This is a genomic window from Pseudoneobacillus rhizolycopersici (assembly GCF_054786815.1).
Genome location: NZ_JBTOOE010000015.1, coordinates 14866 through 39950, shown reverse-complemented (window position 1 = coordinate 39950; position 25085 = coordinate 14866). Strand labels below are relative to the sequence as shown.

The following is a 25085-nucleotide window of genomic DNA, read 5'->3' as shown; positions in this document are numbered from 1 at the left end:
GGATTTAGGATGAAAAGTTTACACATTGCTTGGAAGGATTTTAATATTCGCATCAAAGACCGCAAAGGATTTTTAACGATGATTTTAATGCCGCTCATCTTAACCGCCATTCTAGGTATGGCCTTAAGCTCCGTCATGGGTGGCGATGGTGGATTTAGTGAAACGACTCTCGGTATCTATCAAGGTGATCAAGACAGGATGACTGAACAATTTCGAAAAGAAGTTTTACCAGAATTAGAGTTTGTCACAGTTAAAAAAGCCAAATCCGAGCAGCAGCTCCAAGAATGGATGGACGCAGGGAAAATTGATGTTGGCTTAGCGATTCCGGAAGAATGGGGAGCTGACATCGATAATGGCAACTTAAAGGAAGTTACGATTTTCTCTAGCTCTGATAAAAAAATCAAGGCATCCGTGATTCAATCGGTACTCGAATCCTATAGTGAACGCGCCAAAACGATTGCCGGAAGCGCAAATGCCGTTATCAGCGACTTATCACAATCGCAACAGGTGATGACTGGGAATCTCGATTTGAAATTGGAAGCTAATCAGATAATGGCCGATATCGTATCGGCTGGAAAGGGCCAGGTCAAAATAACCGAGGTCTCGGTAGGCGAGAAGATGGTGTCATCCATGCAGTATTATGCAGCAGCGATGGCAGTAATGTTCCTACTATTTAATGCAACAATGGGGGCGAAATCAATCATTCAAGAACGCAGTACAGAAACTTTGGCGCGCTTAATGATGTCACCAACTAGCAATAGCTCGATTTTAATAGGGAAATTCTTAGGAACTTTATTTTTTGCGCTTATTCAAATGCTGATTTTCTATGTTACGACAACGCTGTTCTTTAACGTTGACTGGGGGGGGAATCTACTGCAAATCATGGCCATCGGAATCTCCTACTCAGTTGCGGTTTCCGGTTTATCGATGATTATCGCAGCTGTTGTGTCAGAGGAAAAGACAACTGACATTATTTCCGGAGTGGGGATTCAAATTTTCTCCATCCTTGGAGGTTCAATGCTTCCCATTTATGTATTCCCAGAGTCACTTCAGATGCTTGCAAATATCACCCCAAATAAATGGGCATTAACGAGCTTTATTGAGATTATGACAGGTACGACCTGGGATCAATTGTTGGTTCCGATAATGGTCCTCATTCTGATGGGATTCTTTTCGCTAACAATCGGCACATGGCGATTGAAGGCACGATAAGGAGGGTTTTTCAATGTTAAAAAAATCATGGGCTATTTGTACAATGGAAATCAGCCGACTACTAAAAAAACGCCAAAGCTATATCCTCATGTTTGCGATGCCACTACTGTTCACGTTTATTTTCGGCTCGCTAATGGGTGGGGGAACAGAGGAGAAGTTGCAAGTTTTAGTGGTCGATGAAGACGGTAGTTCCTTGTCGGATTCGCTCGTTAAAGGGTTGAAACAAGGAAATGGATTATTTGATGTTAAGATGGCTTCTGCTAAGGAGGCGATGAATTGGCTAGATTCAAAGGAATATCCGGCCGCCATTTTTATCACGAAAGGCTTTCAGGAAGGGCTATTGGAGAAAGGTGAGACGTTAATCAGCTTTCAAAAAATACCCGAGTTTACCTCAAGCGCAACGGTTAACGGGTACCTTGCAGACAAACTGGCGAAAATAAAAACAGAGGTAGCCGCTTCTTTGAAGTGGAGTGAGTATAGTGGTGAATCTTGGGAAGTGATGTATTCTGGAATCGAGAAACAAGCATCTTCCGAACCGTTGAAAATTCGCGAGGTTAAGGTCGATGAAAAGGACTCTTCAGTGACTAAGGTGAATAATATGTCCGAACGGGCATCCGGATTTTCAATTATGTTCGTGATGATCATGATGATGAGTGTGACAGGAACGATTTTGGAAGCGCGAAAAAACGGTGTCTGGTATCGGCTATTATCAACACCTGCAGGCAAGTTTGAAATTGCCCTTGGTTACTTAATGTCATTCTTTCTGATTGGCTGGATTCAATTTGGCGTGTTGATGATTGCAACCAATGTTTTGTTTGATGTAAGTTGGGGTAACCCACTATCGGTGTTTGTACTAGTATCAGCCTTATTATTAGCGATTGTCGGGCTCGGCTTGTTTATTGCCGGTATGGTAAAAACGGTCGAACAGCAAGCATCGATTGGAAACCTGGTAGTTGTTGCTACCTGCATGATCAGCGGTGTCTATTGGCCACTTGAGATCGAGCCTATATTCATGCAAAAAATCGCCGAATTTCTACCGCAAACATGGGCGATGCGCGGCTTCACTGAAATCATTATCAGTGGGAAAGGGCTCGGTGCTATTGTAGATAACTTAGCGGTACTGATGGGATTTGCCGTATTGTTTTTAGTACTCGGGATGCGGAAGATACGATTTGAGTAGCTCGGAAGAATAAATGTACGACTTCGGTAGGTTTTGTATCGAAATGGTAGAAAACCTACCGAATCATTTCAACTAGGTAAGTTAATCATTTCAACCTAAATTTAAGTTTGCTGATTTTTCAAAAAACAAGCAGGAGTTTTCCTTCGCCTGGCGAAATAATAACTAACCTACAACCGAAAGGAGCTCCCAAATGAACAATCTTCAAAAATTAAGAGTTGAAGTAACCAACTCACTGGAACAAGCTATCGATCAACTATCGCAATACTTGCAATTTCCAACAATCTCAGCACAAAACAAAGCCATACCTGAAACCGTCGAATATGTTGTAAGGATGATTCGTGAAGCAAGTGGAGAAACAGAAGTACTCAACGACCTAGGTGGAAACCCTGTCGTCTATGGATTCTTTCCAGCCGGCGATCATGGGGACTCTTCAAAAACACTACTATTCTACAACCATTACGACGTTCAACCGCCGGAACCACTGGGTGAATGGGAATCCGAGCCGTTTCAACCGACCATTCGAGATGGCAAGCTGTTTGCAAGGGGAGTAGCTGACAATAAAGGGGATTTGGTGGCAAGATTAACGGCCATTAAAACGCTCCAAAAACTTGAAGGTGGCTTACCTTGCAACATAAAGTTTCTTATTGAAGGGGAAGAGGAGGTTGGTTCCCCTAACCTTGCCCCATATCTACTAAAATACAAAGACCGTTTCCAAGCGGATGCTTGTATTTGGGAATTTGGTGGCAAAGACGAGCAGGATAGAATTAGCATGGTCGCCGGCATCAAGGGAATGGCCTACTTAGAGATGACGGCCACCGGGGCGGACATCGACATGCACTCATCGGTAGGAGCATATGTCGATAATGCCGCATGGCGACTTGTCCAAGCGCTTGCAACTATGAAAAATCAGCAAAATGAAATTTTAGTAGAAGGATTTTATGATGGAGTTGAGGCACCTTCGGCTGAGGTTCTTGAAGCAGTACATGCACTACCCTTCAATGAACAAGCGGTTTCCAACCTTTATGGTTTAAAACGGCCGTTGATTACGAAGGAAAAAGGCCAAGACCCAAGAGAAGCGATGGTGCTAGAGCCAACGATGACCATTTGTGGAATCGTCAGCGGCTATACAGGAGAAGGAGCCAAAACGGTTCTTCCTAAAAACGCCACGGCAAAAGTTGACTGTCGCCTAGTTCCTGGACAAGATCCGGATCATATTTTAGCTTGCGTGCAAAAGCACTTAGCAAAACACAGTTTCCATGATATTGAAGTCACTATGGTCAACGGACAAAAGGCATATCGCTCAGATTTTAGCCATCCGTTTATTGCCCATGTCACTTCAACGGCAAAGGAAGTTTATGGTCGTGAAGCGATTCTCGCACCGAACTCAGCGGGAACTGGACCGATGTTTGAATTTGGCGAAAAGTTACAGCTGCCGATTATCAGTACAGGTGTGGGCTGGGTTGGTTCAAAGGTGCATGCGCCAAACGAAGCCATTAGATTACAAGACTTCGAGGACGGGATTGTCCATATGGCCTACATGCTGCAAGGGTTTGCACGATCCCTAGATTCAGCAAAAGTAGCCCAAAAAGAGGCATAACACAAAAATGCTCAGAGCAATTAAAGCTCTGAGCATTTCTATTCAAGTTGCTCATATAAAACTTCCCTAGACATATCCCAAATAGTCAGCTACCAAAAGAGCACTCCCTATCGCACGAATGGCTTAGCTTCCGTCTTCTTATACCTAATAAAATCCAAGTGCTTAGTGGGAATTTTTTTTAGCAACTGACCATTGTCATTTCGGTAAAATTCGTATTCACGGTAGGTTTCGACCACATAACCGTCCAGTTCTTCGGTTTTTTCCAAAAGATATTCAAAGGTTGGAATAATGCCTTCAGTTTGGTCAGTTTCGTCAGTTTCTTCCTCAATCCTAACCTCATCCTGCATAGAAACGGTCTCCATTTCCTCAGGGGTATAGAGGATAGATGCGCGAAATTCATTCGTTAGTGAAGCCGTCGAGGAATCATAATAAAATGCCAACCCTAGGCATAATAGCACTCCGACTAAACTCAAAAATTTATTCATGGCCAAAACCCCTTGTCTCAGTATTCTATTTTCATATGTATGCATGTCCTGAGAGATTAATACAGTTTCAAAGGAGAATTTGGTACAATAAACTCTATAATTCTATCAAAGGCGGAATCACCATGTTAAAATTGGAAACCATAGACCAAGTAACCCAATATATGGCCAAACAAATTATTTATCAAGGACTTTTCGAACGTTTCGGCAATATTCATGAATCCTTTATCCCAGACACGCACCATCCCTACAAAACCTTTATCGAAAACGGCGATACCTTTGTCATTGGCCAATACGAAGGACTATATGTTTGTACCGGCGGACTAATCCAAGAATCACCAACTTGTGGCAGAATTGTTAGGATTTCGGTTTTAAAAGATTTCCGTGGTAAAGGATACGCCAAAAGAATGATTGAATATCTCGAATCTGTTGCATTAGCGAAAAAACTAACGGAAATAGTCTTGGAAACAAACGAAGACTGGGATTCTGCGATACGTCTCTACCAAAAAATGGGCTACACAATTGTTGAACAAGCGGGTGGCTGCTTTCATTTTGTAAAATTCTTAACACCAGCCACTAAATCTATCTAAACCACACCACTCAAAGTTTTCCTACTTACACTTTTGAAAGTATCTAAATTTTAACAATTTGTCCGTTCATAATTGAAAAATTTTAACAATACCCTGTATTAAAGAATTTCTATAAGGAGGGTAAATAATGGCTAATATTGGTAAAGATGATTTTGTAAATGGATTTGTACCTCATCATAACCATGGTTCAGTTGATTATACTTCCGTGGAGGCTGGACATGTTCATCAATGTTTAGATGTAACATCGCCGCCAATCCCTACTGCTGATCATGGCCATATTCATTATACAGAGGGCTATGTCGTTTTTGAAGATGGTCATACTCATCATTATAAGGCTTATTCCGGACCAGCCATTCCAGTAGGTAATGGGATGCATGTCCATTATTATGATTTTTATACAAGTGAAGAAAATGGGCATCGACACCATGTTAAAGGTGTCGATAAACCAGCACCAGGAAATAAATAATCAAAATTAATACAATCGGTCACCAAGGCTTATTCTTGGTGACCGATTTGGTTAATCTACCTATTCATCGTTTAGTAATAATATCGCTTTTTCAAGCACCTCATCCTTCTTCTGTCTAATTCCCTCTATTGTCGGTTCCACGATAATATCCGGAAGTATCCCAACTCTTTGGGTATCTGACCCATCTGGGTTATAGATGCCGATTCCTGATAGAGCCGTATTAATTCCGCCTGGAAGATCAAAAAACGATACATTCCCATCGGCACCTGCCGTGGTACTGCCAATCACAATCGCTCCGGGTGCTTGTCTAAACGCCATCGCATCAAATTCTGATGCACTTTGGGTTTGTTCATTTACAAGAATAATAACTTTTCCTTTATAATAGTCTTTATTTTTTTTTCCAGCCTCTAATGCACGAACGATTTTAAAGAGACCAGGGTTTTCTATACTTCCGTTTGAAATCTTTGTAAACACTGTTTTTTCAGGGAGTAAAAATTCGGCCAAGGTATATAGGACATTATCGGAAGGATAACCTCTAATATCAATAATTAAACCTTTCGTCCTTTGAATTTTTTCCAATATGTCTGGTAAATCACTTTCAAATAAATTGCCAATGTAGAGATAGGCAATTTCGGAGTCCAACATTTTAAAACCATCTTTATCGGACTTTAAATATCCGCTAGGGTTTCCTAAAACAGATAATGAATATACTTCTAATTGGGCTTGGTTCGTTTTCCCAGCCCTAATAAATTCAACATTCAATTTTTCCTCATTTGTTCGTAATAATTTTGGCGCTAGATCTCTTAATTTTGTTGGATAGTTAGAAGCCGGGATATACTTCAGTTTTTCCTCGATGATTTCTTCAACAGGTTGATTATTAATTTTGATAATGACATCACCATTGATTAGACCTGACTTTTCACCAAACTCATCATCATAATACCCTGTGACAACGGGTTTGTTTTCAATAAAAGAAAGTCTTAACGGGGCAGAGTGTATTCCCCAGAACTCATTTAATGTAGCGTCTTGCATCCAAATATTCGCATGAGTGTCATGAACACGACCGATGAGTTCTAAGATGGTTAGTTTATAATCTAGTTCATTCGAAACGGATATGTATTTAGGAATAAATTCTTGCAGGACCCCATCCCAATCCTCATCGATTAAATTCTTATACGGAAAAAAATATTCAATGATATTCCAGTAGCGATATAATGACAATAGGCGGTACCCGTCATTCTCGAAACTCATAGAATCATATGAATCTTCATTTAGAACAGGGTTGCCAACATTTTCAGCTAAGTACACATAGTGATGTTCATTTGGTCTTTCTGCATTTTTAATCTGAATTAGTTTTGTTTCTAACCTTTCTTCAAAATTTAATTCGGAAATCCAATTTAAATCTGGTTCAAAAATAATGTCCTCTTCAATAGCTTGATTTTTTTCCTCATCAAAAGTACCTAATCTTGTAATCCAATTTGTTAATACACGATCCCTTTCCTGTGAACTATCAGATTCAAGAATTTGCGGAAGGACATTCATCAATTCGGCATCCCAATCAAACTTTCCGGCTGCTACATTTGGATGGTAATATTTTAAAAATCCCCATACCTTACCCAATACGAATAAATGATTTATCGATGTTTCAGAATCTGTTATTTCATTATTAATTTTCACATTTTTAATATTGATATCAATATCCTCTTGTTTAACAGTATCCTTAGCGGGATTACATCCAGATAATAAAATGAAAATGAAAGTGATAATCCATAACTTTTTCATTAATGTTTTCCCCCAATCCATTAGAATATTTTATAAACTATATTAGACTTGGATTTATTGTAATCCTCCAGTTTTGTAAAAACTTTACAAAAAGTTTAGAATCTTCTTAACTTTAATGTATAATTAATTGATAAAGTTAGATTTTTATATGCCAGTCAAAATAGTATTTTTTAAAGGTGAAAAAAAAGCTGAAGGAGTTATCGCTTTGAAAATGAGAGTTCTCTTGTTAGGTTTTTTTTGTTTACTGATAATTGGTGTTGGACCCTATTTTATTTTTAAGTTATACGCAACAGATCTAACCGATGAGAATTTTCCCCCACACATGGCTGCATTCATCACGATTGGTGAAGATGAATTTCCGATTGAAGAGGGTGGCTACAAATGGGAGCGGAGAAAGGGGTTGGGAATGGAGACTGTTCAAACAGACCATGCTGGACCTTCCCAAATGGCTCAATATTTAGAACCAATTCACGTCAAACCAAATCAAAAACTCGGTATTAAAATCGAAAAAGATCCAGACATAGCGGCAGTCTACTTATGGAATGAAGAAGGGCGCCGCCTTAAAGAAATTCAACTAGATGTCAATCAAATCATTGTTCCATCAGAATCAGGTAAATATATATATGAAGTTATCGCAAATTGGGCGAACGGATCCGTTTCCTATACATTTGTTGTCGAACTAAAGTAATTCTAGCGCAGCACCGCTGTCTAATGGAAACTTTTGTGCATGTTTGAGCGTCTTATTAGGTAGATGTATTTGGAGGGGAGAAGAATGGAATTTTTATTTATAGGATTGTTGTTTGTTGGTTTTCTAGCAATCTATGATGTTATTAGAGGGGTAAATAAAAATATTTTGGCACAAACCGAAGAAATAAAAAAATTAAGGGAAGAGATTGCCAAGAAAAAATAGTTTAGGGATGGATGGAATGGAGAAAGAAATAGCAAGAGCAATTGATTTAAGAAAGAGCGGGCATTATAAAGAATCTAATGATATATTTCTCCGATTGGTAAAAGAATTCCCTGATGACGCATTCCTAAATTATCAATGCGCCTGGAGCCATGATGTACTAGGTGAGGAATCCAATGCAGTTCCTTATTATGAAAATGCTATAAAATTGGGGTTGTCAGGCAGTGATTTAGAAGGAGCTCTATTAGGATTAGGCAGTACATATCGAACGCTAGGAGAATATGAAAAGTCAAGAGAAACTTTAGTCAAAGGGACAGAATTATTCCCAAATAATCGTGCCCTTCAAGTATTCTATTCAATGACCTTATATAATCTTAAAGAACATGACAAGGCGATGGAGATTCTGTTAAAAAATCTAACGGATACTAGCACTGACCCTTCCATTCTGAAATATAAAAGGGCCATTGATTTTTATTCAGATCAATTGGATCAAATTTGGGAATAAAAGAAGACTTAAAAAAAGAGGCTTAATATACAAGATGCCTAATTTGTATATTAAGCCTCTTTTTTTATTAAACTGGAAAAGAAAGTGGGTACCTGTTGAGGTGATGCAAATTAAGGATTATGGAGGAACTGATAAGAGAACTACCGTTGTGGCATTACTTCATGATAATTCGACTCTACTTTCACCAGAGTCTATAGTAAAAAATAAACTATGAACTAATCAAAGAAGATGGGAAATGGAACTTTTCATTGGCTAGAATTTTTTATTTTCTATGTAATAGTTTTTCATATTCGTTCAAAAGTTTGTTTAAAGCTTGACTTAAGTATAAAACTTCATCATCAAGAAAATCATAATTCTTTTCTGTAGCTATTCGAACCATTTCTTCGCGGATACGACAAATTTTGGTCCAAAGTTCATTTTCTTCTTCAAGTTTCTTGTTCATTTCTTAGACCCTCTTATTACTAAAATTTTATTACATTCGTTATTTTTCCTCTAAACCAAAAGTTAATGTATTTATTGGGTCACTTTTTTGGGTGATACTCTCAAAGTGAATAGACAACTGTGGTAAAATTTTAAAGAAAAAGCTGAGAAATGAAAAAGGAAATTCTAAGCGGGTTGAAAAAGTAAAGGAGTTATCATGGGAAAAATCAAAGCTTGGGCAAAAAATTTAAAACGACAAATATTTATTCTATATCTAGCATCGAAAGATACCAGGGTACCATGGTATGCTAAAGTTTTTATCATCTGCGTAGTAGCATATGCATTCAGCCCAATTGACCTAGTTCCAGACTTCATACCAATTCTTGGTTATCTAGACGATATCATTCTCGTGCCACTAGGAATCTTCCTTGCCTTAAAAATGATCCCAAAGCAAGTCATTCTTGATTGCGAGGAACAGGCAAACCAAATGATGAAAAAAGGCAAGCCGAAAAATTGGATTGTAGGTTCGCTGATTATCATGGTGTGGCTAATCATCATATTTTGGCTAACTTTCAAAATTTATCATCTGATTATGTGACATTCGATGGAGGAATGAAGATGAGCATCCGTTATGCAAACGACTCGGATTACGATTTTATAAAAATAAAAGACAAACATTTGCCCAAGGAACTTATTCTCGGAAAAATAGTTGCGAAGGAACTGATTATTCTAGAAAATGATGAAAACGAGAGAATCGGTTGGCTTCGCTATGGTTATTTTTGGGATAATATTCCGTTTATGAATATGCTATTTATCGATCAAGAATATCGTTCAAAGGGTTGGGGGAGAGATTTGGTACACTTTTGGGAAAATGAGATGAAAAGCAAAGGTTTTAATCTTGTGATGACCTCGACTCAAACGGATGAAAATGCTCAGCATTTTTACCGAAAACTAAATTATAAGGAAGCGGGCTGTTTAATATTGGAGAGCCAGGCTATGGAGATTATCTTTACGAAAGATATTTAAAAGCACTTCTTAAGCGGAAGTGCTTTTTTCGTATTATGAAAAATCAACTGCAAACAATTTCAGTTCTTCATCGGATAGCCTAACTAATCCCTCGAACTTCATGCCAATTTTCTCAAGAAGCTTGCCGGATGGTTGATTATCTTGGGTGGTGATGGCGACGATTCTTTTAAGACCTAACTGCTCTTTCCCATATTCCAAGGTAGCTGCCGCAGCCTCATAACCATATCCTTTCGACTGGTATTCCGAAAGAAAGGCAAAGCCAATATCGATATCAACTAAAGTAACTCTTTTAATCAAACCGCATAGCCCAATAGGGGTTTGACTTTCCTTTAAGTCTACTAGGTAGAGTCCGAATCCCAATCGGGCATACATATCGATTGGACCGTCCACTATATAGTTCCGAGCATCCTCAAGAGTGCGAATGCCTTTATCGCCAATAAATCTAATCCAAGAGGGTTCGTTTAATAATTGGAGAATAAACGGTGCATCTTCGACTGTTAACCACCTTAAAATCAATTTTTCAGTTTCCAATACCTTCATAAGATCCCCCTTACCACCTAGTTATTTAATCTATTCTATTTTCCATTTTACAATACTTCACCTTAATGCATGAATTTTTTCAGAAAAGAAAGAGGGGATTTAAATTGGAGAGAGAATATTTTGGTAAAGGAGTGTGATTATAAGTGAATGAACAAACATTTACTCAGTTAAGAATATTAAAGGAATTGTCCGATCTATTGCAATCTCAAGGTGTAACGTTTTGGTTGCGTGGCGGTTGGGCGATTGATTTTCACATCGGAAAAATAACCCGGGAACATTCGGATCTTGATTTAGTTACATTGACTTCGAATCGGGAAACGCTAGAACAGCTGTTAGTTGCAACGGGTTATCAGCTGATTCCGATTGGGAAGTTCCAAACGGACTTTCTTAAAAATAATGTCGATATCAGCCTTGTTTTTGTTAACTTAACAGAAGATGGTCGAATTATAGCAAACGGGTTTCCGGATTGGGAATGGCAGAGGAATGCACTCCAGGCGGAGCCACTTAGGTTGGAAGGAATCACAGCCCATGTTTTGAGCTTAGAGCAGCTATTGGAAGAGAAGTTAGTGTACGAAGAAGGGACTGGACGCAAGCTTCGTGCGAAAGATTTGAAAAGCATTGAGATACTTAGGGGGATGATTGCCAATAATCATGAAGTTCAAAAAGGGGATTGAGGACATTTCAGTTCATTCGAAGCTGATAAAATGTCCTCAATAAGCCATCTTGAGGACATTTCCCTTCCCAAAAGAAAAGAATTTGTCCTCAATCATTACCGACAATCACAACAAATGCTGAAATAACATCGTTACATAACTCAACACTTTAACGCCAGCGGATTTCACAAAGGAAAACTCGCCTTCATCGACATTCGTGCCCTTCCAATATCCGCCACCTTTTGTGACCTCCAAGCTTTTGTCGAAATAATACTCTAACTCTTTACCTAACACGTTAGCAAACTCTATGCTATCAATCACCACCATAGATTCCGTGTTCAGAAAGGTGGAGCGAGAATCCATATTAAACGCGCCAACCACGCTCAACCGGTCATCAAACATAAAGGTTTTGGCATGTAGGGAATCTGGGCCTTGATATTCCAGCACATGAAAACCGCGCTTAATCAACTCATCGCGATGTCTAATATAGCCTGAAAAAGCAATTACATTAGCGGTGGAAGCCAATGAATTGGTTAAAATTGTTACTTTTTCATTCCCAACCCCCAATTCACCTTCAAATTTTCGCATTTGCTTTGTCGGGATGATGTACGGGCTTTGAATCACGATTGACTTCTTAGCGGATGCCATTAAATTGTTCAATTCCTCCCAAATCCATGGCTCCTTATTAAAACGTTGCAGTGGATTGTGCAGAAAAGTAATATTTTTTGTTGGTACCGACAATTTCATCCAATCGTAGTTACGATGGAATAATTTAGGGTCTAAATCCTGCAATTGATGAAACTTATCTTTTAACTGCCTACTTTTTTCAACACCCTTTTCATACTGGCTTGATGATAATTTTTTAACTGGATTAACGGTATAAGGATGCTTCCAAACCTCATCAAAATAACCTTCCATCTCGGCGATGACACTTGTTGCAGCATTTTGCAGGTCTGTATTCATAATTAGCACATCCCGGTCACTGGTTGGCGCTTTGTCACCCTCCTGGATAAAATAGCGATTGCCAATGTTTCGACCACCGATGATAGCATACTTAGAATCAACCATCAGTAGTTTATCGTGAAAACGATTATTCCATGTCCAAGGCTTTAAAGGTTTAAACGGCTCGTAATACCGAATTTCAATATTGGGATGACCGATAAAGGCATACAGTATGCCTTTGTATTCTCCACGTAAATTATGGAATATCCCGTCTAATAGAACCCGCACCTTCACACCGCGGTCAGCTGCATCCAATATCATGCCGATTAATAAATCGCTAATATATCCTTTGTGAATCGCATAATAAGCAACATCAATCGATTCTTGCGCATTTTCAATTAAATTAATCCGAGCCAATGCCGAAAACTTCTTTTCTTCTAAAAGAACCACGCGATCCTGAGAAGTATTTTTTCCATAAAAGCGTTCAACAGGATGTTTCTTAGCATAGTTACTATGTCCAGGTTCTTTATAATAAAAAATGACTGCCGCAAAAACGGTGGCATAAACCAAATAAATACAAATGAAAAGAATAAGGGTTTTAAAAATACGTTTTACAATTAGAAATCCCTCCTTCGTTTTTCTAGTTTGTACAAATTTTTGTTTCAATATGAAAGTGTGAGTGTCAGATTGCTATCATTAAACGAATAATTTGTTATACTATAAAAAAATACGTAAAGGTGATTCAAGAATGGAGCTAAAATACAATCTGACAGAAAAAGATTATTTAAACTTTAATTTGTTTCATATGAAAAATTCAAAGTCTGCTAACAAGGCTTTGATGATTCAACGAATTTTTACACCGATTACCTTATTGCTTTTCGGTTACGTCCTTTCGCTTATATCTGATATTCCGTTAACCATTTCACTTCCGATATTCCTATTATTTGCTATTCTTTGGTATATTTTTTTTCCAAAGTATTTCTATAGCCACGTCGTTAAACAAGTTAGAAAGATGACTAGGGAAGGCAGAAATGACGATTTGCTTGGCGAACACATATTACATATCTCGGATGAGGGGCTCATCGACACAACTAAAAACGGAGAAACGAAGGTGAATTGGTCCGGTATCAAAGATTTCAAGGAGGACCAACATCATTTATACCTATACAATAGTGCTGTCAGTGCTTATATCCTTCCAAAGCGTGACATTCCAAACGTTGAAGAATTAAAGAGTTTCATACAATCAAAAATCTCCCTTTAAAAGGGGGATTTTTATTTGTACCACCCCCATCTTGTTGCGGTACACCTCTAAATTGATGCGGTAGCTACCCTTTAACTATGCGGTTTGGTATCCTCCAATCAACCGTAAAATGAAATCATTCACAAACTATGTAAGGAGTTTTGATCATGAATGATTTCAAATCGTTTTTCCCATATGTCAAAAGTGTAAAAGGACTTTACCTGATTGGATTTGTTGGTAGTCTGTTTCGGTTCCTCATCCCATTATTTGTGCCATTAATTTTAAAATACATCTTCGACAACCTTCTCCAAAACGATCTATTGACTCGAACAGAAAAACTAGAACAATTAATTTGGATTGCCGCAAGTATGCTCATTGTATTCCTAGTAATCCGTGCGCCGATGGAGTTTGTTAGACAGTTCTGTATCCATAAAGCGAATAACGAAATTATCAAAAGTCTACGCAAGGATGCCTTTAAAAAAGTTCACTCTTTAGACGCGAAGTACTTCGTTGACAACAAAAGTGGTGAAATTGGCACCCGGTTTTTTGATGATATTGAAAAGGTAAGAGGCTTTTTAACAGCGGTTTTCGGAAACATTTGGATAGAGATGATTGTGTTAATTTTTGTCGTGACGGTCATGTTCACCTTGGATATTAAACTGACAATATTATCGGTTTTCTTAGTCGGCTTTCAATTCATTTTGGCCCATCTTTTATCAAAAAAATTTAAACAATCCACGAGAAGCATGATGAGCTATCGTTCTGTTATGAGCGGGTTCATTTTTGAAAAAATTCAAGGAGCATTCCTGTCGAAGCTATTTGCTTCTGAAAAACATGATCAAGAGGAATTAGACCAGCATTTAGCTCATTTTGATAAACTGACAGATAAGCATGCTAAAGTGAATGCGTTTATGATTTCATCTGTCAATGTTCTAAGCGATATGACGCCGTTTGTGGTTGCAATGATCGCTAGCTTATTTGTACTGGATGGACAGTTAACGACGGGTAGCTTGATTGCCTTTTTCGCGTATGTCGATAAAATGAGAAGCCCGGTAGCTGCCCTCGTCAATGCTTATCCAGCTATCACAGAAGGCAGTGTCGCATGGCAAAGGATTTTTGATTTTTTTCAAACAACAAAGACGATTGTCGAAAAAGAACATCCAGTTCAGTTGCAGAATTTCACACAATCTATTCAGTTTCAAAAGGTAACATTTTCCTACAATGGAACTGACAATATTATCAAAAATCTCTCACTAAAAATGGAAAAAGGGAAGACTTATGCGTTTGTTGGTGAGAGTGGTGGTGGGAAAAGTACGATTCTCCAGCTGCTCCTTAGAATGTACGATACAACAAAAGGGGAAGTTCTAATTGATGATATAAATATCAAAGACTATTCAATCGCCAGTTTAAGAGAACATATGGGTATCGTCACACAAGATAATTTCTTATTCAGCACATCAATCAAAGATAATATTAAATTAGCAAAATTAGATGCAACCGATGAAGAGATGGTAGCAGCTGCGAAGAAAGCATTCGCGCATGATTTTATTACGGCACTGCCTGATGGTTATGATACTGAAATAGGTGAGCGTGGCATCAAACTTTCCGGTGGTCAAAAGCAGCGAATTGCCTTAGCACGTGTCATTTTGAAAAATCCATCATTGATCATTTTAGATGAGGCAACCAGTGCCCTAGATAATGAAAGTGAAAAGCTTGTTCAAGAGTCAATAAATCAATTCTCGACTGATAAAACCATTATTATGATTGCCCATCGGTTATCGACGATTTTGCATGCAGACAAGATTTTTGTGATTAAAAATGGCGAAATAATTGAAAGTGGAAATCATCAGAGTTTGCTGAAACGGAATGGTTATTATCATGAACTTTATACGAAACAGCACCATTCAAATAGCGAATCCCGTAAACTTGCGGTTGGTTGAGGAGAGATACCCCATGGAAAATGGGGTATTTTTTATATCAAAGTTGTAGAACAAAAGACCTATTATAACCGAGGTTGAAAACGGTTTCAAGAATTTTCTGAAAAATCTTATTGACTGAAAAGTAAAATTATATTAGTATTCTACCTATCAATTATTTTTCGTAACCCGAAAAAATAAAACCAAAAAGAAAATGGAGGGGTACATATGTCTCAGATGCTAGCATTAGTCATTTTATTATTGATCTTATTTATTGGAGATTTTGTTGCAGTTAGAACAAAAGCGTGGGTACCATCTATTTTCATTTGTGCGACTTTGTTTCTTCTAGGCTATTGGACGTTTTTTCCACAAAACATTGTAGAATTAGCCGGCGTACCACCTGTTGTAGCGACGATGTTAATGTATCTGTTAATTACCAATATGGGCACGCTACTTTCACTACAGGAATTAAAGAATCAGTGGAAGACGATTATTATTGCACTTTCCGGAATCCTCGGAATTATCGCCCTATTATTTGGAGTTGGAACATTACTATTTGGTTTCAATACAGTAGTCGTAGCTATCCCACCTTTAGTCGGGGGTGTCGTATCCGCATTAATCATGTCTGAAGGGGCAAAGGAAGCAGGGCTAGTTTCACTTTCTGTCTTCGCAATCGTGATTTACGTTATGCAAGGTTTTGCCGGCTATCCGTTAACTTCAATTGTTCTGAAAAAGGAAGGCAAGCGCCTATTGCAGCAGTATCGTAATGGAGAACTAAAAGATGAGGATCAGAAAAAGGCCTCTGCAGAAATTGCTGCTACTGTAGCTCCAACAACTGAACTAAAGTTATTTAAAAATATGCCTGAAAAATATAATACCGATTTCTTTAAGTTTTTCCGATTAGCTTTAGTGGCTTTCCTAGCCTATCAAGTTTCAACTCTTTTAGCACCGATCGTATCGATCAGCCCATTTGTGCTTTGCTTGTTGTTTGGAGTGATTGCATCAAGCATTGGTTTCCTTGAAAAGCAGGTTTTACAAAAGGCTAACGGATTCGGCTTTGCGATTATGGGACTTATGCTATTCATTTTCGACGGATTAAAGAAAGCGACGCCAACGATGATGCTCGATATTCTTTACCCTCTTGTCGGAACAATCGTGTTAGGGGTCATTGGGATGTACATTTTCTCTTTCATCGCAGGAAAATTGTTAAAGGTGAGCAAGGAAATGGCATTTGCCGTATCCCTAACTGCTCTATACGGATTCCCTGCAGATTACATTATTACCGCAGAGGTCATCAAAGCTTTGACGGACGATGAAAAAGAAAGAGAAATGCTAACAAGCCGTATGCTTCCTCCAATGCTCGTCGGCGGATTCATCACCGTCACCATCGTATCGGTTATTCTAGCAGGTATCTTTGTTGGGTTCTTAAAATAATTATGGAATGGGTGTGAGCTTTGCTCCGCCCTATTCTATATTAATAGGAGTGTTATTAAAAATGCATCATTTAGAAGAACGAATTGAAAGCCATATCAATACGATTAGTGAATTCACCGCCACACCAGGTAATGGTACAACCCGATTAACTTATAGCCAACAAGATTTACAAACACGGAATTATATAAAGGATAAGATGAAGGAATATGGCCTTCAAGTCAGCGAAGATGGGCTTGGGAATATTTTTGGTAAACTAGAAGGTTCAGACCCCAATGCTCCAAGTGTTCTAATCGGGTCGCATTTTGACTCCGTTCCAAACGGTGGAGCCTATGATGGTCCTGCAGGAGTGATAGCAGGATTAGAGGTGGCCGCCCTTTTTGTGAGAAATAAACTTACACCGAAATACCCATTAGAAGTCATAGCGCTCATAGAAGAAGAAGGTTCTAGATTTGGTGGAGGACTAATGGGTTCAAGGGGCATGGTCGGGTTACTAAGTGAGGAAGATTTCAAAAACCTGAGAGATAAAGACGGAGTCTCTACTGTTGAAGCAATGGAAAAAATCGGACTTGATTCGTCTCTTCCGACACAAAGGGACACAAAGTCTATTAAAGCGTTCCTTGAATTGCATATAGAGCAAGGACCAATCCTCGAGGAAAAAAATATCCCAATAGGCGTAGTTGAGGCCATTGTCGGTCTGACACAACTAGAGGTAACCGTAAATGGGCAAGCTGGACATGCTGGCACAACACCGATGGACAGACGGGCGGATGCATTAGTTGCCGCTGCGGGAATGATTGCACAATTCCCTGAGTTAGCTAAGGAAGAAGGGGAAGGAACCGTCATCACCACTGGCAGACTAAATGTTTACCCGAACGGAGCGAACGTCATTCCTGATAAAGTAGTCTTCACGGTCGACATTCGATCCGGGAATGAAGAGCATGTTCTTAATGTGGTAGAAAAGGTAAAAAAATTAATCGCTTCATACCAAGGTACCAGCATTGAAGCTTCTGTCATAGAACAGCTTTATATCCAGCCAAAAGCTATGAATTCATCGATTGTTTCTCTTTTAAAAGAAACGAGTGAAAGATTGAATCTACCATTTACTTCTATCAACAGCGGAGCAGGTCATGACGCAATGGTGTTTTCGGACTATACCGATGTTGGGATGCTTTTCATTCCTAGTAAAAATGGCCTTAGCCATTGTCCCGAGGAATGGTCCGATTCCCGTGATATCGCCAATGCAGTAAATGTTCTTTACGAAGTAGCAAAAAAGTTAACGGAGGCAGAACAGCTATGATTCATGCAAAAATAAAAGAAGCCATACTGAACTATCAAGATGAGTTAATAGCGTTAAGAAGAAAATTTCATAGTCAACCAGAGCTTTCATGGGAGGAATATCAAACGACAGCGTTTGTGTGCGATTATCTTGACAGGCTAGGAATCCCATACCGCAAAACAGAACCGACTGGGCTAATTGCGGAAATACAAGGCGGTAAGCCGGGGAAGACCGTGGCTTTGCGTGGAGATATGGATGCCTTATCTGTTGAGGAACTTAATACAGATTTGCCATATGCCTCTAAAGAAGCGGGAAAGATGCATGCTTGCGGTCACGATGCTCACACGGCCATGCTAATGATAGCGGCAAAAGCTTTAAATGAAATAAAAGAGGAGATTCCAGGCAATGTTCGACTGATTTTTCAACCTGCTGAGGAAATTGCACAAGGCGCAAAGGAAATGGTCCGACAAGGGGCAATGGTTGACGTCGATAATGTATTTGGAATTCATATTTGGTCACAAATGCCTACCCACCGGATTTCCTGCACACCTGGTCCCTCATTTGCCTCAGCGGATCTTTTTAAAGTCACATTTAAAGGGAAGGGTGGGCATGGCGCAATGCCACATGACTGCATAGATGCAGCAATCGTTGCTTCTTCATTTGTCATGAATGTCCAATCGATTGTTTCTAGAACGATAGACGCTCAACACCCAGCTGTATTAACCATCGGTAAAATGGTCGTTGGCACCCGTTTTAATGTTATAGCGGAGAATGCTGTTATAGAAGGGACAGTTCGCTGCTTTAACTCAGAAACAAGAGAACATATTGAAACTCAGTTACATCATTATGCTGAAAATGTTGCGGCAATGTATGGTGCAACGGTTAAAGTTGAATACATTCGTGGAACACAGGCTGTTCTGAACGATGAATCTAGTGCTTTGCTTGTTCAAAAAGTGGCTTTAGAAGCCTTCGGGAAGGACGTCATCTACCATGAAAAGCCGACAATGGGTGGGGAGGACTTTAGTTTTTATCTAGATGAAGCCCCGGGTAGCTTCGCCCTTGTAGGAAGTGGCAATCCTAATAAAGATACTGAGTGGGCCCACCATCATGGAAAATTCAACATCGATGAAGAGGCATTAGCAACTGGTGCAGAGTTATATGCACAGTATGCTTGGGCCTATCTGAATGAAAATTAGGGTAAAAAAAGAGAAGCGCTCGTTATTTTGACGATTGCTTCTCTTATTAATAGTTTAATGAATGATTCTAATCACTTCGTATATATCATCATCATAGTGAACTCGGGTATGCTGCGATTCCATACGTTGAAACTCATCCATCATATCCACAGTCTCACCTAACCACCAGTTTCTAAATTCATAATAGATAAAGTTAAACACAAGCGTTCCCTCCTAAATGGTTAATGAATTGATGAAATTTTGCTTGCGTGTTAATTATTGTGAATCTTTTCACATGTTTAGTATAGCATATGGAAATTATTTTGTGAGCTATTTCACAAATATGTCAAAACTAAATTTACTATTTAATAAATAAACATTTAGGTGTATGATTATTAAGTAAAACTGAAGGGAGATAGATCTATGAAACAGAGAATTATCGATGAGATCGAGCGCTTTCGCGACGATTTTTATAATATTAGTATTTATATCGGGGAAAATCCGGAGCTTGGCCACGAGGAATTTAAAGCTTGTGCGATTCTAACAGAAACACTAAAAAAGCACGACTTCAGTATTGAAATTGGTACTTGCAATCTACCAACCGCTTTCGCAGCTACATATGATAGTGGGAAAGAAGGGCCAGTGATTGGTTTTATGGCTGAATATGATGCGCTACCTGAAGTTGGACATGCTTGTGGCCACAATCTAATTGGTACAATGGGGATTGCTGCTGGAATTGGACTAAGCAAAGTGATCCGGGAAACTGGCGGGAAAGTAATTGTTTTTGGAACTCCAGCGGAAGAAACAAAGGGCGGGAAGGTGACGATGGCTGAGGAGGGCATTTTCAACGGAGTTGATGTAGCGATGATGGTTCACCCACTCGATCGTTATTTGAAAAGCGGCTCTTCATTAGCAATGGACGCGATTCAATTTGAATTCTTTGGAAAGTCATCGCATGCGGCAGCAAGTCCACACTTAGGGATTAATGCATTAGATGCCGTTCTGCAAACCTTCAACAGCATCAATGCATTACGACAGCATATCAAGTCTGATGCAAGAATTCATGGAATTATCACTGAAGGCGGAAAAGCAGCCAATGTCGTACCTGACTATGCAGTCGCGCAATTTTATGTTAGAGCTGGCAAACGTGATTATTTAAATGAATTGGTTGAAAAAGTAAAACGTTGTGCGGAAGGTGCTGCATTACAAACTGGCGCTACAGTAAAAATTTCAAACTATGAATTTTCTTACGATGACATGATTACGAATAACCACTTATCAGAGGCGTTTACCAAAGAACTCATCGCCCTTGGCGTGCCAACTGAAGAAATCCATACTGACCGTGATGGATCTGGATCGCTAGATATGGGCAATGTCAGTCAGCATGTGCCGTCGATTCATCCTTATATTAAAATTTGCAACGAGGCATATGCCTGCCATACCCACGAATTCCGGGAAGCTGCGATGAGTGAACAAGCGCGTGAAGCGATGATGCTAGGCGCTAAGGCAATGGCGTTGACGGGATATGAAATTTTAACAAATAAGGAACTTCTACAGCAAATTAAGGAAGAGTTTAAACATTCTCGTGTATAAAAAAGAAGCCTTTTCAAACACTACTTTTGAAAAGGTGGTGCAAAATGGTAAAGGAAAATGAGAAGACCAAGAATAATGATGAAAGAGATGAAACGGCAAGTGTGTTGAATGTCGATTTGGCTGAATTGGAAATGATTAGTACGATGATCCAGCCAGGCGGTGACCCGAACATTTCTCCAACTGCAGGTAACCCATTAATTTAGCGGAAACAGACTGACTGTTTTAGAAAAGTCAGTCTGTTTTTTTATTATTTTAAGAAATAATAATCTGAATATTTTTATTTTAATAAAGTACCTATTCAAAAAAATATACATGTGTTAAAATTCATTTCAGTGAATAAAAATTCAAATCTATTAATCGATATATATTCGTAGGAGGAGACAAAATGAAAAAGAATTTACTAGCATTGACGATGATTTTGACATTAATTTTATTAGCTGCATGTGGCACATCTAAAAGCAACGATGCAGCAAATAGGGATAGCACAACAGATAAAAAGGTATTAGTAATGGGAACATCCGCTGACTTTGCTCCATTTGAATCAAGAACTCCAGCTGGTGAATTTGAAGGCTTTGATATTGACGTAGCTCATTATATTGCTGATGAGCTTGGGTACGAACTTAAAATTGAAGATATGAAGTTTGATGGTTTAATTGGTGCGCTTCAAACCAATCGTGTTGATATGGTTTTAGCGGGAATGTCAGCTACCGAAAAACGTAAGGCAAATGTTGATTTCTCCACTCCGTATCATCACTCTGGCGAAATGTTTATAACTCTGAAAGATTCTGACATTACAGCATTAGAAGCGATTGAAGGGAAGAAACTTGGCGTTCAATTAGGAACGATTCAAGAAGAAGGTGCCAAAAAGATTCAAGAAACAGTAAATTTTGAGCTAAAACCAATTGACAACGCAGCAGTATTAATTCAAGAACTTTTAACGAAGCGAATTGATGTCGCTTATATGGATAAAACAGTTGCAGAAGGCTATATGGCGGAACAAGGTTTAGTTGGATTCGATGACCCAACGACAAGCTCACCAGGGATGGCGGTTGCTTTTCCAAAAGGTAGCAAGCTAGTAGAAGAAGTGAATAATGTTCTTAAAAAGATGGAAGAGAACGGTAAACTAGAAGAACTAAAAGAAAAATGGTTAAAAGAAGAATAAAATAGTTGAAGTGAGGTGTAAGGCATGAATTTGGATTTTAGCCAAATGGTGCCTTATATTCCTTTTATCCTAGAAGGAATATGGGTTACGTTAAAATTTGTGATTGTCTCGATTATTTTTGGTTTTATATTTGGTAGTATTCTTGCTTTGTTTAAAATCTCTCGCCTAAAACCATTAAATTGGTTCGCTGATGCATATACCTCGATTTTCCGAGGAACACCATTGATTTTACAGCTTATGATTATTTATTTTGCGATTCCGCAACTAACGGGATACGACATTTCACCATTTTTATCAGCCATTTTGGCTTTTGGTTTAAATTCATCTGCTTATATATCCGAAATCATTCGGGCAGGAATCCAGGCTGTTGATAAAGGGCAATTAGAAGCAGCTCAAGCGCTCGGAATTCCTTATCATCTCATGATGAAAGACATCATCTTTCCACAAGCGCTAAAAAATATTTTGCCAGCTTTAATGAATGAATTTATCACTTTAACAAAAGAGTCAGCGATTGTTTCGACAATTAGCTATTTAGATTTAATGCGTCGTGCCCAGGTTGTTGGTGCTGATACGTACCGAAACTTTGAACCGCTCATTTTTGTCGGCTTTATCTATTGGGCGATGGTCATGGTTCTTACCTTAATCGGTAAGGGTGTCGAAAGGAGATTGAAATACAGTGATTAAAGTAGAAAATCTCTCCAAGCAATTCGGAAACAATGAGGTATTGAAAAATATTTCAACGGCCATACCGGCTGGTGAAGTGGTCGCGATTATTGGCCCTTCAGGTTCTGGAAAATCGACCTTTTTACGTTGCCTCAATTTACTTGAGGAGCCAACAAAAGGGAAGGTCTGGATTGATGGCCAAGATATTACTGACCGTAAAACAAATATTATGAATGTCCGCCAACAGATCGGAATGGTGTTTCAACATTTTCACCTTTTTCCTCATAAGACAGTATTAGAGAACTTAACTTATGCTCCGATGAAGGTAAAAGGGGAATCGCGCGAGGTAGCGGAAAAGAAAGCCCGCGACTTACTTGCAAAGGTCGGCTTATCTGAGAAAGAGGCAGCCTATCCAAATAGTCTATCCGGAGGACAAAAACAACGTGTGGCAATTGCCCGTGCTTTAGCAATGGAACCGAATTTGATGTTGTTTGATGAACCAACATCCGCGCTTGACCCGGAAATGGTTAAAGAAGTCCTCAACGTTATGAAGGACCTTGCCGGATCTGGGATAACGATGGCAATCGTAACCCATGAAATGGGATTTGCTCGTGAAGTAGCTGATCGCATCATGTTCCTTGAAGGTGGCGTGCTATTAGAAGAAGGCTCTCCGGAAGAGTTCTTTACTAATCCGAAAACAACACGTGCAAAGGACTTTCTTGATAAGGTTCTATAACTCATTAAAAAAGACAGTCGAAGAATTTTTCTTGGCTGTCTTTTTTTAAAGAGCTATAAAATTAAATACTCCTTTAAAGCTTGCTGCAGCGTGCCAAGCGTTTTGGCATTTTTATCAAACTTTACACCCATATGGATCATTTTTCGAACCACTTCTGCTCGTAGTCCGGTAATCACCGAGGTACAACCCATTAACGCCGTCCCTTGAATGATTTTCATGATGTGTTCAATGACGTCATTTTCCATCTCAGCAATTCCAGAAAGGTCCATAATCAGCGTTTGAATGCGTAATTTACCAATCTCGGTCAAAACTTTTTCCTCAAGAATATTGGAGCGATAAATATCGACCGAGCCGATTAGCGGTAGGATACAAATACTTTTGTTAATTGGAATAATGGGAACAGACAAATTTTCAACCATTTTTCGTTGCGCTGCAATTAAGGAATCCTTGTAGGTTGAATAATTAATGAAAAAGGTATTTAAAAACTCGTCGATATGATTGTTTATCTTCTTTTCCATAACGAAAAAATCCTCAATTGAAAATCGGTGGAATCGTTCGTTATACTTATGAACAAAGGACCACAGTGTTCTTCGAATCGCTTGAATCCATTCCAATTTAAACGATAGAGGAATGGACTGTGTCGCCCAGGCAATTCCTTCTTGTTTGGCGAATAACAGCAATTCTTTCTCCTTGCCATCAATAATATATATAACGAGATTATGAGCGTTATTGACTAGGTCAATTTTGCCTACCTTGAGAATTTCATTTATCTTATCTTTTACGTTTACCGCTTCTTTTAATAATGACTGTTCGAAGCTTTGTTTATTTTCTTGAACAAATTCTTTAATTTGGGTAAACTCCTTCGTCATAATCCCCATATTAAAATTTTCCCCCTTATTCACTCAACATGCGCGAAGAATATTTACCCACTTTTCTAAATTAATAAACCTGAAATATTATTTATTGTAAAATTATATTCCATTGAATTCCATCGTAATTTCATGAAAGTTGCACATTCTATTAACAAGCTTTCTAAGGGGGAATTGTATATGGATGAACAATGTTTCTATTGTAACGATACCATTGAAGATGGATATTACTTTGGAAGTTTTGTCCATCAAAATGATCTTTTAGAAAAGCCGTTATGCAAAAATTGTTACCAAGACTGGCTTGAAGGGATAAAAGAGTAACCCTTCACCCATGGAATTGCCTAGTGAATGACTAGGCAATTTTAATTTTTTTAAAAAAAGATAAAAATTTTTATTGAAAAATGGGCAAAATATATATTAATATAATTAATATCTTCATATTATTGTTCCGCAGTAGCTCAGTGGTAGAGCATTCGGCTGTTAACCGAACGGTCGTAGGTTCGAGTCCTACCTGCGGAGCCATTTTTTTGTCATGTTTTTCCTAATAGGGGCATAGTTTAAAGGTAGAACTAAGGTCTCCAAAACCTTCAGTGTGGGTTCGATTCCTACTGCCCCTGCCAATTGAATATGCGGGTGTAGTTTAGTGGTAAAACCTCAGCCTTCCAAGCTGATGTTGTGGGTTCGATTCCCATCACCCGCTTAACCGCATATAACCAACG

The 25085-nt window shown here is 38.8% G+C and carries 29 protein-coding genes and 3 tRNA genes; 25 read left to right on the top strand and 7 right to left on the bottom strand.

The window, feature by feature from the left end; all coding sequences use genetic code 11:
* Positions 1 to 9 precede the first annotated feature (9 nt).
* The 3 genes from ACX9YW_RS15170 (at position 10) to ACX9YW_RS15160 (ending at position 3989) form a co-directional block, all read left to right on the top strand.
* Entirely contained in the window at positions 10 to 1212 is a 1203-nt protein-coding gene (locus ACX9YW_RS15170) for an ABC transporter permease (RefSeq protein ID WP_460347853.1), read from the top strand.
* A gap of 13 nt (positions 1213 to 1225) precedes the next feature.
* A complete protein-coding gene (locus tag ACX9YW_RS15165) occupies positions 1226 to 2392 on the top strand; it encodes an ABC transporter permease (protein WP_460347851.1) in 1167 nt (388 codons plus the stop codon).
* A 190-nt stretch (positions 2393 to 2582) separates the two neighbouring features.
* Positions 2583 to 3989 carry a M20/M25/M40 family metallo-hydrolase gene (locus tag ACX9YW_RS15160; protein ID WP_460347849.1) on the top strand — a complete coding sequence of 469 codons (1407 nt, stop codon included), beginning with the start codon at positions 2583 to 2585 and terminating at the stop codon, positions 3987 to 3989.
* A gap of 107 nt (positions 3990 to 4096) precedes the next feature.
* Here ACX9YW_RS15160 and ACX9YW_RS15155 read toward each other — a convergent pair whose 3' ends face one another.
* Entirely contained in the window at positions 4097 to 4474 is a 378-nt protein-coding gene (locus ACX9YW_RS15155; protein WP_460347847.1) for a hypothetical protein, read from the bottom strand.
* Positions 4475 to 4596: 122 nt separating this feature from the next.
* Here ACX9YW_RS15155 and ACX9YW_RS15150 point away from each other — a divergent pair, with 122 nt between their 5' ends.
* Positions 4597 to 5061 (top strand): GNAT family N-acetyltransferase, encoded by a 465-nt coding sequence (locus tag ACX9YW_RS15150; RefSeq protein WP_460347845.1) that lies wholly within the window; start codon positions 4597 to 4599, stop codon positions 5059 to 5061.
* A gap of 127 nt (positions 5062 to 5188) precedes the next feature.
* Positions 5189 to 5527, top strand: a complete 339-nt coding sequence (locus ACX9YW_RS15145; protein ID WP_460347843.1) for a YmaF family protein — start codon at positions 5189 to 5191, stop codon at positions 5525 to 5527.
* A 60-nt stretch (positions 5528 to 5587) separates the two neighbouring features.
* Here the strand turns inward: ACX9YW_RS15145 and ACX9YW_RS15140 are convergent, their stop codons facing one another.
* The gene (locus ACX9YW_RS15140) at positions 5588 to 7309 is read right to left on the bottom strand and encodes a S41 family peptidase (protein WP_460347842.1); all 1722 of its coding nucleotides are present in this window, start codon (positions 7307 to 7309) and stop codon (positions 5588 to 5590) included.
* 205 nt (positions 7310 to 7514) lie between these two features.
* On the opposite strand from ACX9YW_RS15140, the gene ACX9YW_RS15135 reads away from it, so the two are divergent.
* The 3 genes from ACX9YW_RS15135 (at position 7515) to ACX9YW_RS15125 (ending at position 8721) form a co-directional block, all read left to right on the top strand.
* Complete coding sequence (locus ACX9YW_RS15135; RefSeq protein WP_460347840.1) at positions 7515 to 7997, top strand: hypothetical protein; 483 nt, start codon at positions 7515 to 7517, stop codon at positions 7995 to 7997.
* Between the two features lie 84 nt (positions 7998 to 8081).
* Entirely contained in the window at positions 8082 to 8219 is a 138-nt protein-coding gene (locus tag ACX9YW_RS15130) for a hypothetical protein (RefSeq protein ID WP_460347838.1), read from the top strand.
* Positions 8220 to 8235: 16 nt separating this feature from the next.
* Positions 8236 to 8721, top strand: coding sequence for a tetratricopeptide repeat protein (locus ACX9YW_RS15125; protein ID WP_460347836.1), 486 nt, complete (start codon positions 8236 to 8238; stop codon positions 8719 to 8721).
* Between the two features lie 262 nt (positions 8722 to 8983).
* On the opposite strand, the gene ACX9YW_RS15120 is transcribed toward ACX9YW_RS15125, so the two are convergent.
* On the bottom strand, positions 8984 to 9163 hold the full coding sequence (locus ACX9YW_RS15120; protein WP_460347834.1) for a Spo0E family sporulation regulatory protein-aspartic acid phosphatase: 180 nt from the start codon (positions 9161 to 9163) through the stop codon (positions 8984 to 8986).
* A 195-nt stretch (positions 9164 to 9358) separates the two neighbouring features.
* On the opposite strand from ACX9YW_RS15120, the gene ACX9YW_RS15115 reads away from it, so the two are divergent.
* Positions 9359 to 9739, top strand: coding sequence for a YkvA family protein (locus ACX9YW_RS15115; protein WP_460347832.1), 381 nt, complete (start codon positions 9359 to 9361; stop codon positions 9737 to 9739).
* A 20-nt stretch (positions 9740 to 9759) separates the two neighbouring features.
* Positions 9760 to 10167, top strand: a complete 408-nt coding sequence (locus ACX9YW_RS15110; RefSeq protein WP_460347830.1) for a GNAT family N-acetyltransferase — start codon at positions 9760 to 9762, stop codon at positions 10165 to 10167.
* 33 nt (positions 10168 to 10200) lie between these two features.
* Here the strand turns inward: ACX9YW_RS15110 and ACX9YW_RS15105 are convergent, their stop codons facing one another.
* A complete protein-coding gene (locus ACX9YW_RS15105; protein ID WP_460347828.1) occupies positions 10201 to 10707 on the bottom strand; it encodes a GNAT family N-acetyltransferase in 507 nt (168 codons plus the stop codon).
* Between the two features lie 143 nt (positions 10708 to 10850).
* Here ACX9YW_RS15105 and ACX9YW_RS15100 point away from each other — a divergent pair, with 143 nt between their 5' ends.
* Positions 10851 to 11381, top strand: a complete 531-nt coding sequence (locus tag ACX9YW_RS15100) for a nucleotidyltransferase domain-containing protein (protein WP_460347826.1) — start codon at positions 10851 to 10853, stop codon at positions 11379 to 11381.
* Between the two features lie 105 nt (positions 11382 to 11486).
* On the opposite strand, the gene ACX9YW_RS15095 is transcribed toward ACX9YW_RS15100, so the two are convergent.
* Entirely contained in the window at positions 11487 to 12872 is a 1386-nt protein-coding gene (locus tag ACX9YW_RS15095) for a phospholipase D-like domain-containing protein (RefSeq protein WP_460347824.1), read from the bottom strand.
* Positions 12873 to 13050: 178 nt separating this feature from the next.
* On the opposite strand from ACX9YW_RS15095, the gene ACX9YW_RS15090 reads away from it, so the two are divergent.
* The 5 genes from ACX9YW_RS15090 to ACX9YW_RS15070 all read left to right on the top strand — a co-directional run bounded on the left by ACX9YW_RS15090 (position 13051) and on the right by ACX9YW_RS15070 (position 19364).
* Positions 13051 to 13563 (top strand): YcxB family protein, encoded by a 513-nt coding sequence (locus ACX9YW_RS15090; RefSeq protein WP_460347822.1) that lies wholly within the window; start codon positions 13051 to 13053, stop codon positions 13561 to 13563.
* A gap of 146 nt (positions 13564 to 13709) precedes the next feature.
* Positions 13710 to 15482: an ABC transporter ATP-binding protein gene (locus tag ACX9YW_RS15085; protein WP_460347820.1), complete on the top strand. Its 1773-nt coding sequence runs from the start codon at positions 13710 to 13712 to the stop codon at positions 15480 to 15482.
* 204 nt (positions 15483 to 15686) lie between these two features.
* Entirely contained in the window at positions 15687 to 16892 is a 1206-nt protein-coding gene (locus ACX9YW_RS15080; protein ID WP_460347818.1) for a hypothetical protein, read from the top strand.
* Between the two features lie 61 nt (positions 16893 to 16953).
* Entirely contained in the window at positions 16954 to 18189 is a 1236-nt protein-coding gene (locus ACX9YW_RS15075; protein WP_460347816.1) for a Zn-dependent hydrolase, read from the top strand.
* On the top strand, positions 18189 to 19364 hold the full coding sequence (locus ACX9YW_RS15070; protein ID WP_460347949.1) for a M20 family metallopeptidase: 1176 nt from the start codon (positions 18189 to 18191) through the stop codon (positions 19362 to 19364). Before ACX9YW_RS15075 ends, ACX9YW_RS15070 begins: the two co-directional genes overlap by 1 nt.
* Positions 19365 to 19418: 54 nt before the next feature.
* Here ACX9YW_RS15070 and ACX9YW_RS15065 read toward each other — a convergent pair whose 3' ends face one another.
* Positions 19419 to 19565: a hypothetical protein gene (locus ACX9YW_RS15065; protein WP_460347814.1), complete on the bottom strand. Its 147-nt coding sequence runs from the start codon at positions 19563 to 19565 to the stop codon at positions 19419 to 19421.
* A 201-nt stretch (positions 19566 to 19766) separates the two neighbouring features.
* Between ACX9YW_RS15065 and ACX9YW_RS15060 the strand changes: the two genes are divergently transcribed.
* The 5 genes from ACX9YW_RS15060 (at position 19767) to ACX9YW_RS15040 (ending at position 23497) form a co-directional block, all read left to right on the top strand.
* Complete coding sequence (locus ACX9YW_RS15060) at positions 19767 to 20936, top strand: M20 family metallopeptidase (protein ID WP_460347812.1); 1170 nt, start codon at positions 19767 to 19769, stop codon at positions 20934 to 20936.
* A gap of 44 nt (positions 20937 to 20980) precedes the next feature.
* Complete coding sequence (locus tag ACX9YW_RS15055) at positions 20981 to 21139, top strand: hypothetical protein (RefSeq protein WP_460347810.1); 159 nt, start codon at positions 20981 to 20983, stop codon at positions 21137 to 21139.
* A 182-nt stretch (positions 21140 to 21321) separates the two neighbouring features.
* Positions 21322 to 22098: an ABC transporter substrate-binding protein gene (locus ACX9YW_RS15050; protein ID WP_460347808.1), complete on the top strand. Its 777-nt coding sequence runs from the start codon at positions 21322 to 21324 to the stop codon at positions 22096 to 22098.
* Between the two features lie 24 nt (positions 22099 to 22122).
* Positions 22123 to 22782, top strand: coding sequence for an amino acid ABC transporter permease (locus ACX9YW_RS15045; protein ID WP_460347806.1), 660 nt, complete (start codon positions 22123 to 22125; stop codon positions 22780 to 22782).
* A complete protein-coding gene (locus tag ACX9YW_RS15040; RefSeq protein WP_460347804.1) occupies positions 22775 to 23497 on the top strand; it encodes an amino acid ABC transporter ATP-binding protein in 723 nt (240 codons plus the stop codon). Before ACX9YW_RS15045 ends, ACX9YW_RS15040 begins: the two co-directional genes overlap by 8 nt.
* A 53-nt stretch (positions 23498 to 23550) precedes the next feature.
* On the opposite strand, the gene ACX9YW_RS15035 is transcribed toward ACX9YW_RS15040, so the two are convergent.
* The gene (locus ACX9YW_RS15035) at positions 23551 to 24375 is read right to left on the bottom strand and encodes an STAS domain-containing protein (RefSeq protein WP_460347802.1); all 825 of its coding nucleotides are present in this window, start codon (positions 24373 to 24375) and stop codon (positions 23551 to 23553) included.
* Positions 24376 to 24546: 171 nt separating this feature from the next.
* On the opposite strand from ACX9YW_RS15035, the gene ACX9YW_RS15030 reads away from it, so the two are divergent.
* The 4 genes from ACX9YW_RS15030 to ACX9YW_RS15015 all read left to right on the top strand — a co-directional run bounded on the left by ACX9YW_RS15030 (position 24547) and on the right by ACX9YW_RS15015 (position 25066).
* Positions 24547 to 24687, top strand: a complete 141-nt coding sequence (locus ACX9YW_RS15030) for a hypothetical protein (protein ID WP_460347800.1) — start codon at positions 24547 to 24549, stop codon at positions 24685 to 24687.
* Positions 24688 to 24813: 126 nt separating this feature from the next.
* Positions 24814 to 24888 (top strand) — tRNA-Asn (locus ACX9YW_RS15025).
* A gap of 24 nt (positions 24889 to 24912) precedes the next feature.
* Positions 24913 to 24986: transfer RNA gene (locus ACX9YW_RS15020), tRNA-Trp, on the top strand.
* 9 nt (positions 24987 to 24995) lie between these two features.
* Positions 24996 to 25066, top strand: a tRNA-Gly gene (locus ACX9YW_RS15015).
* The last annotated feature ends 19 nt before the right edge of the window (positions 25067 to 25085 follow it).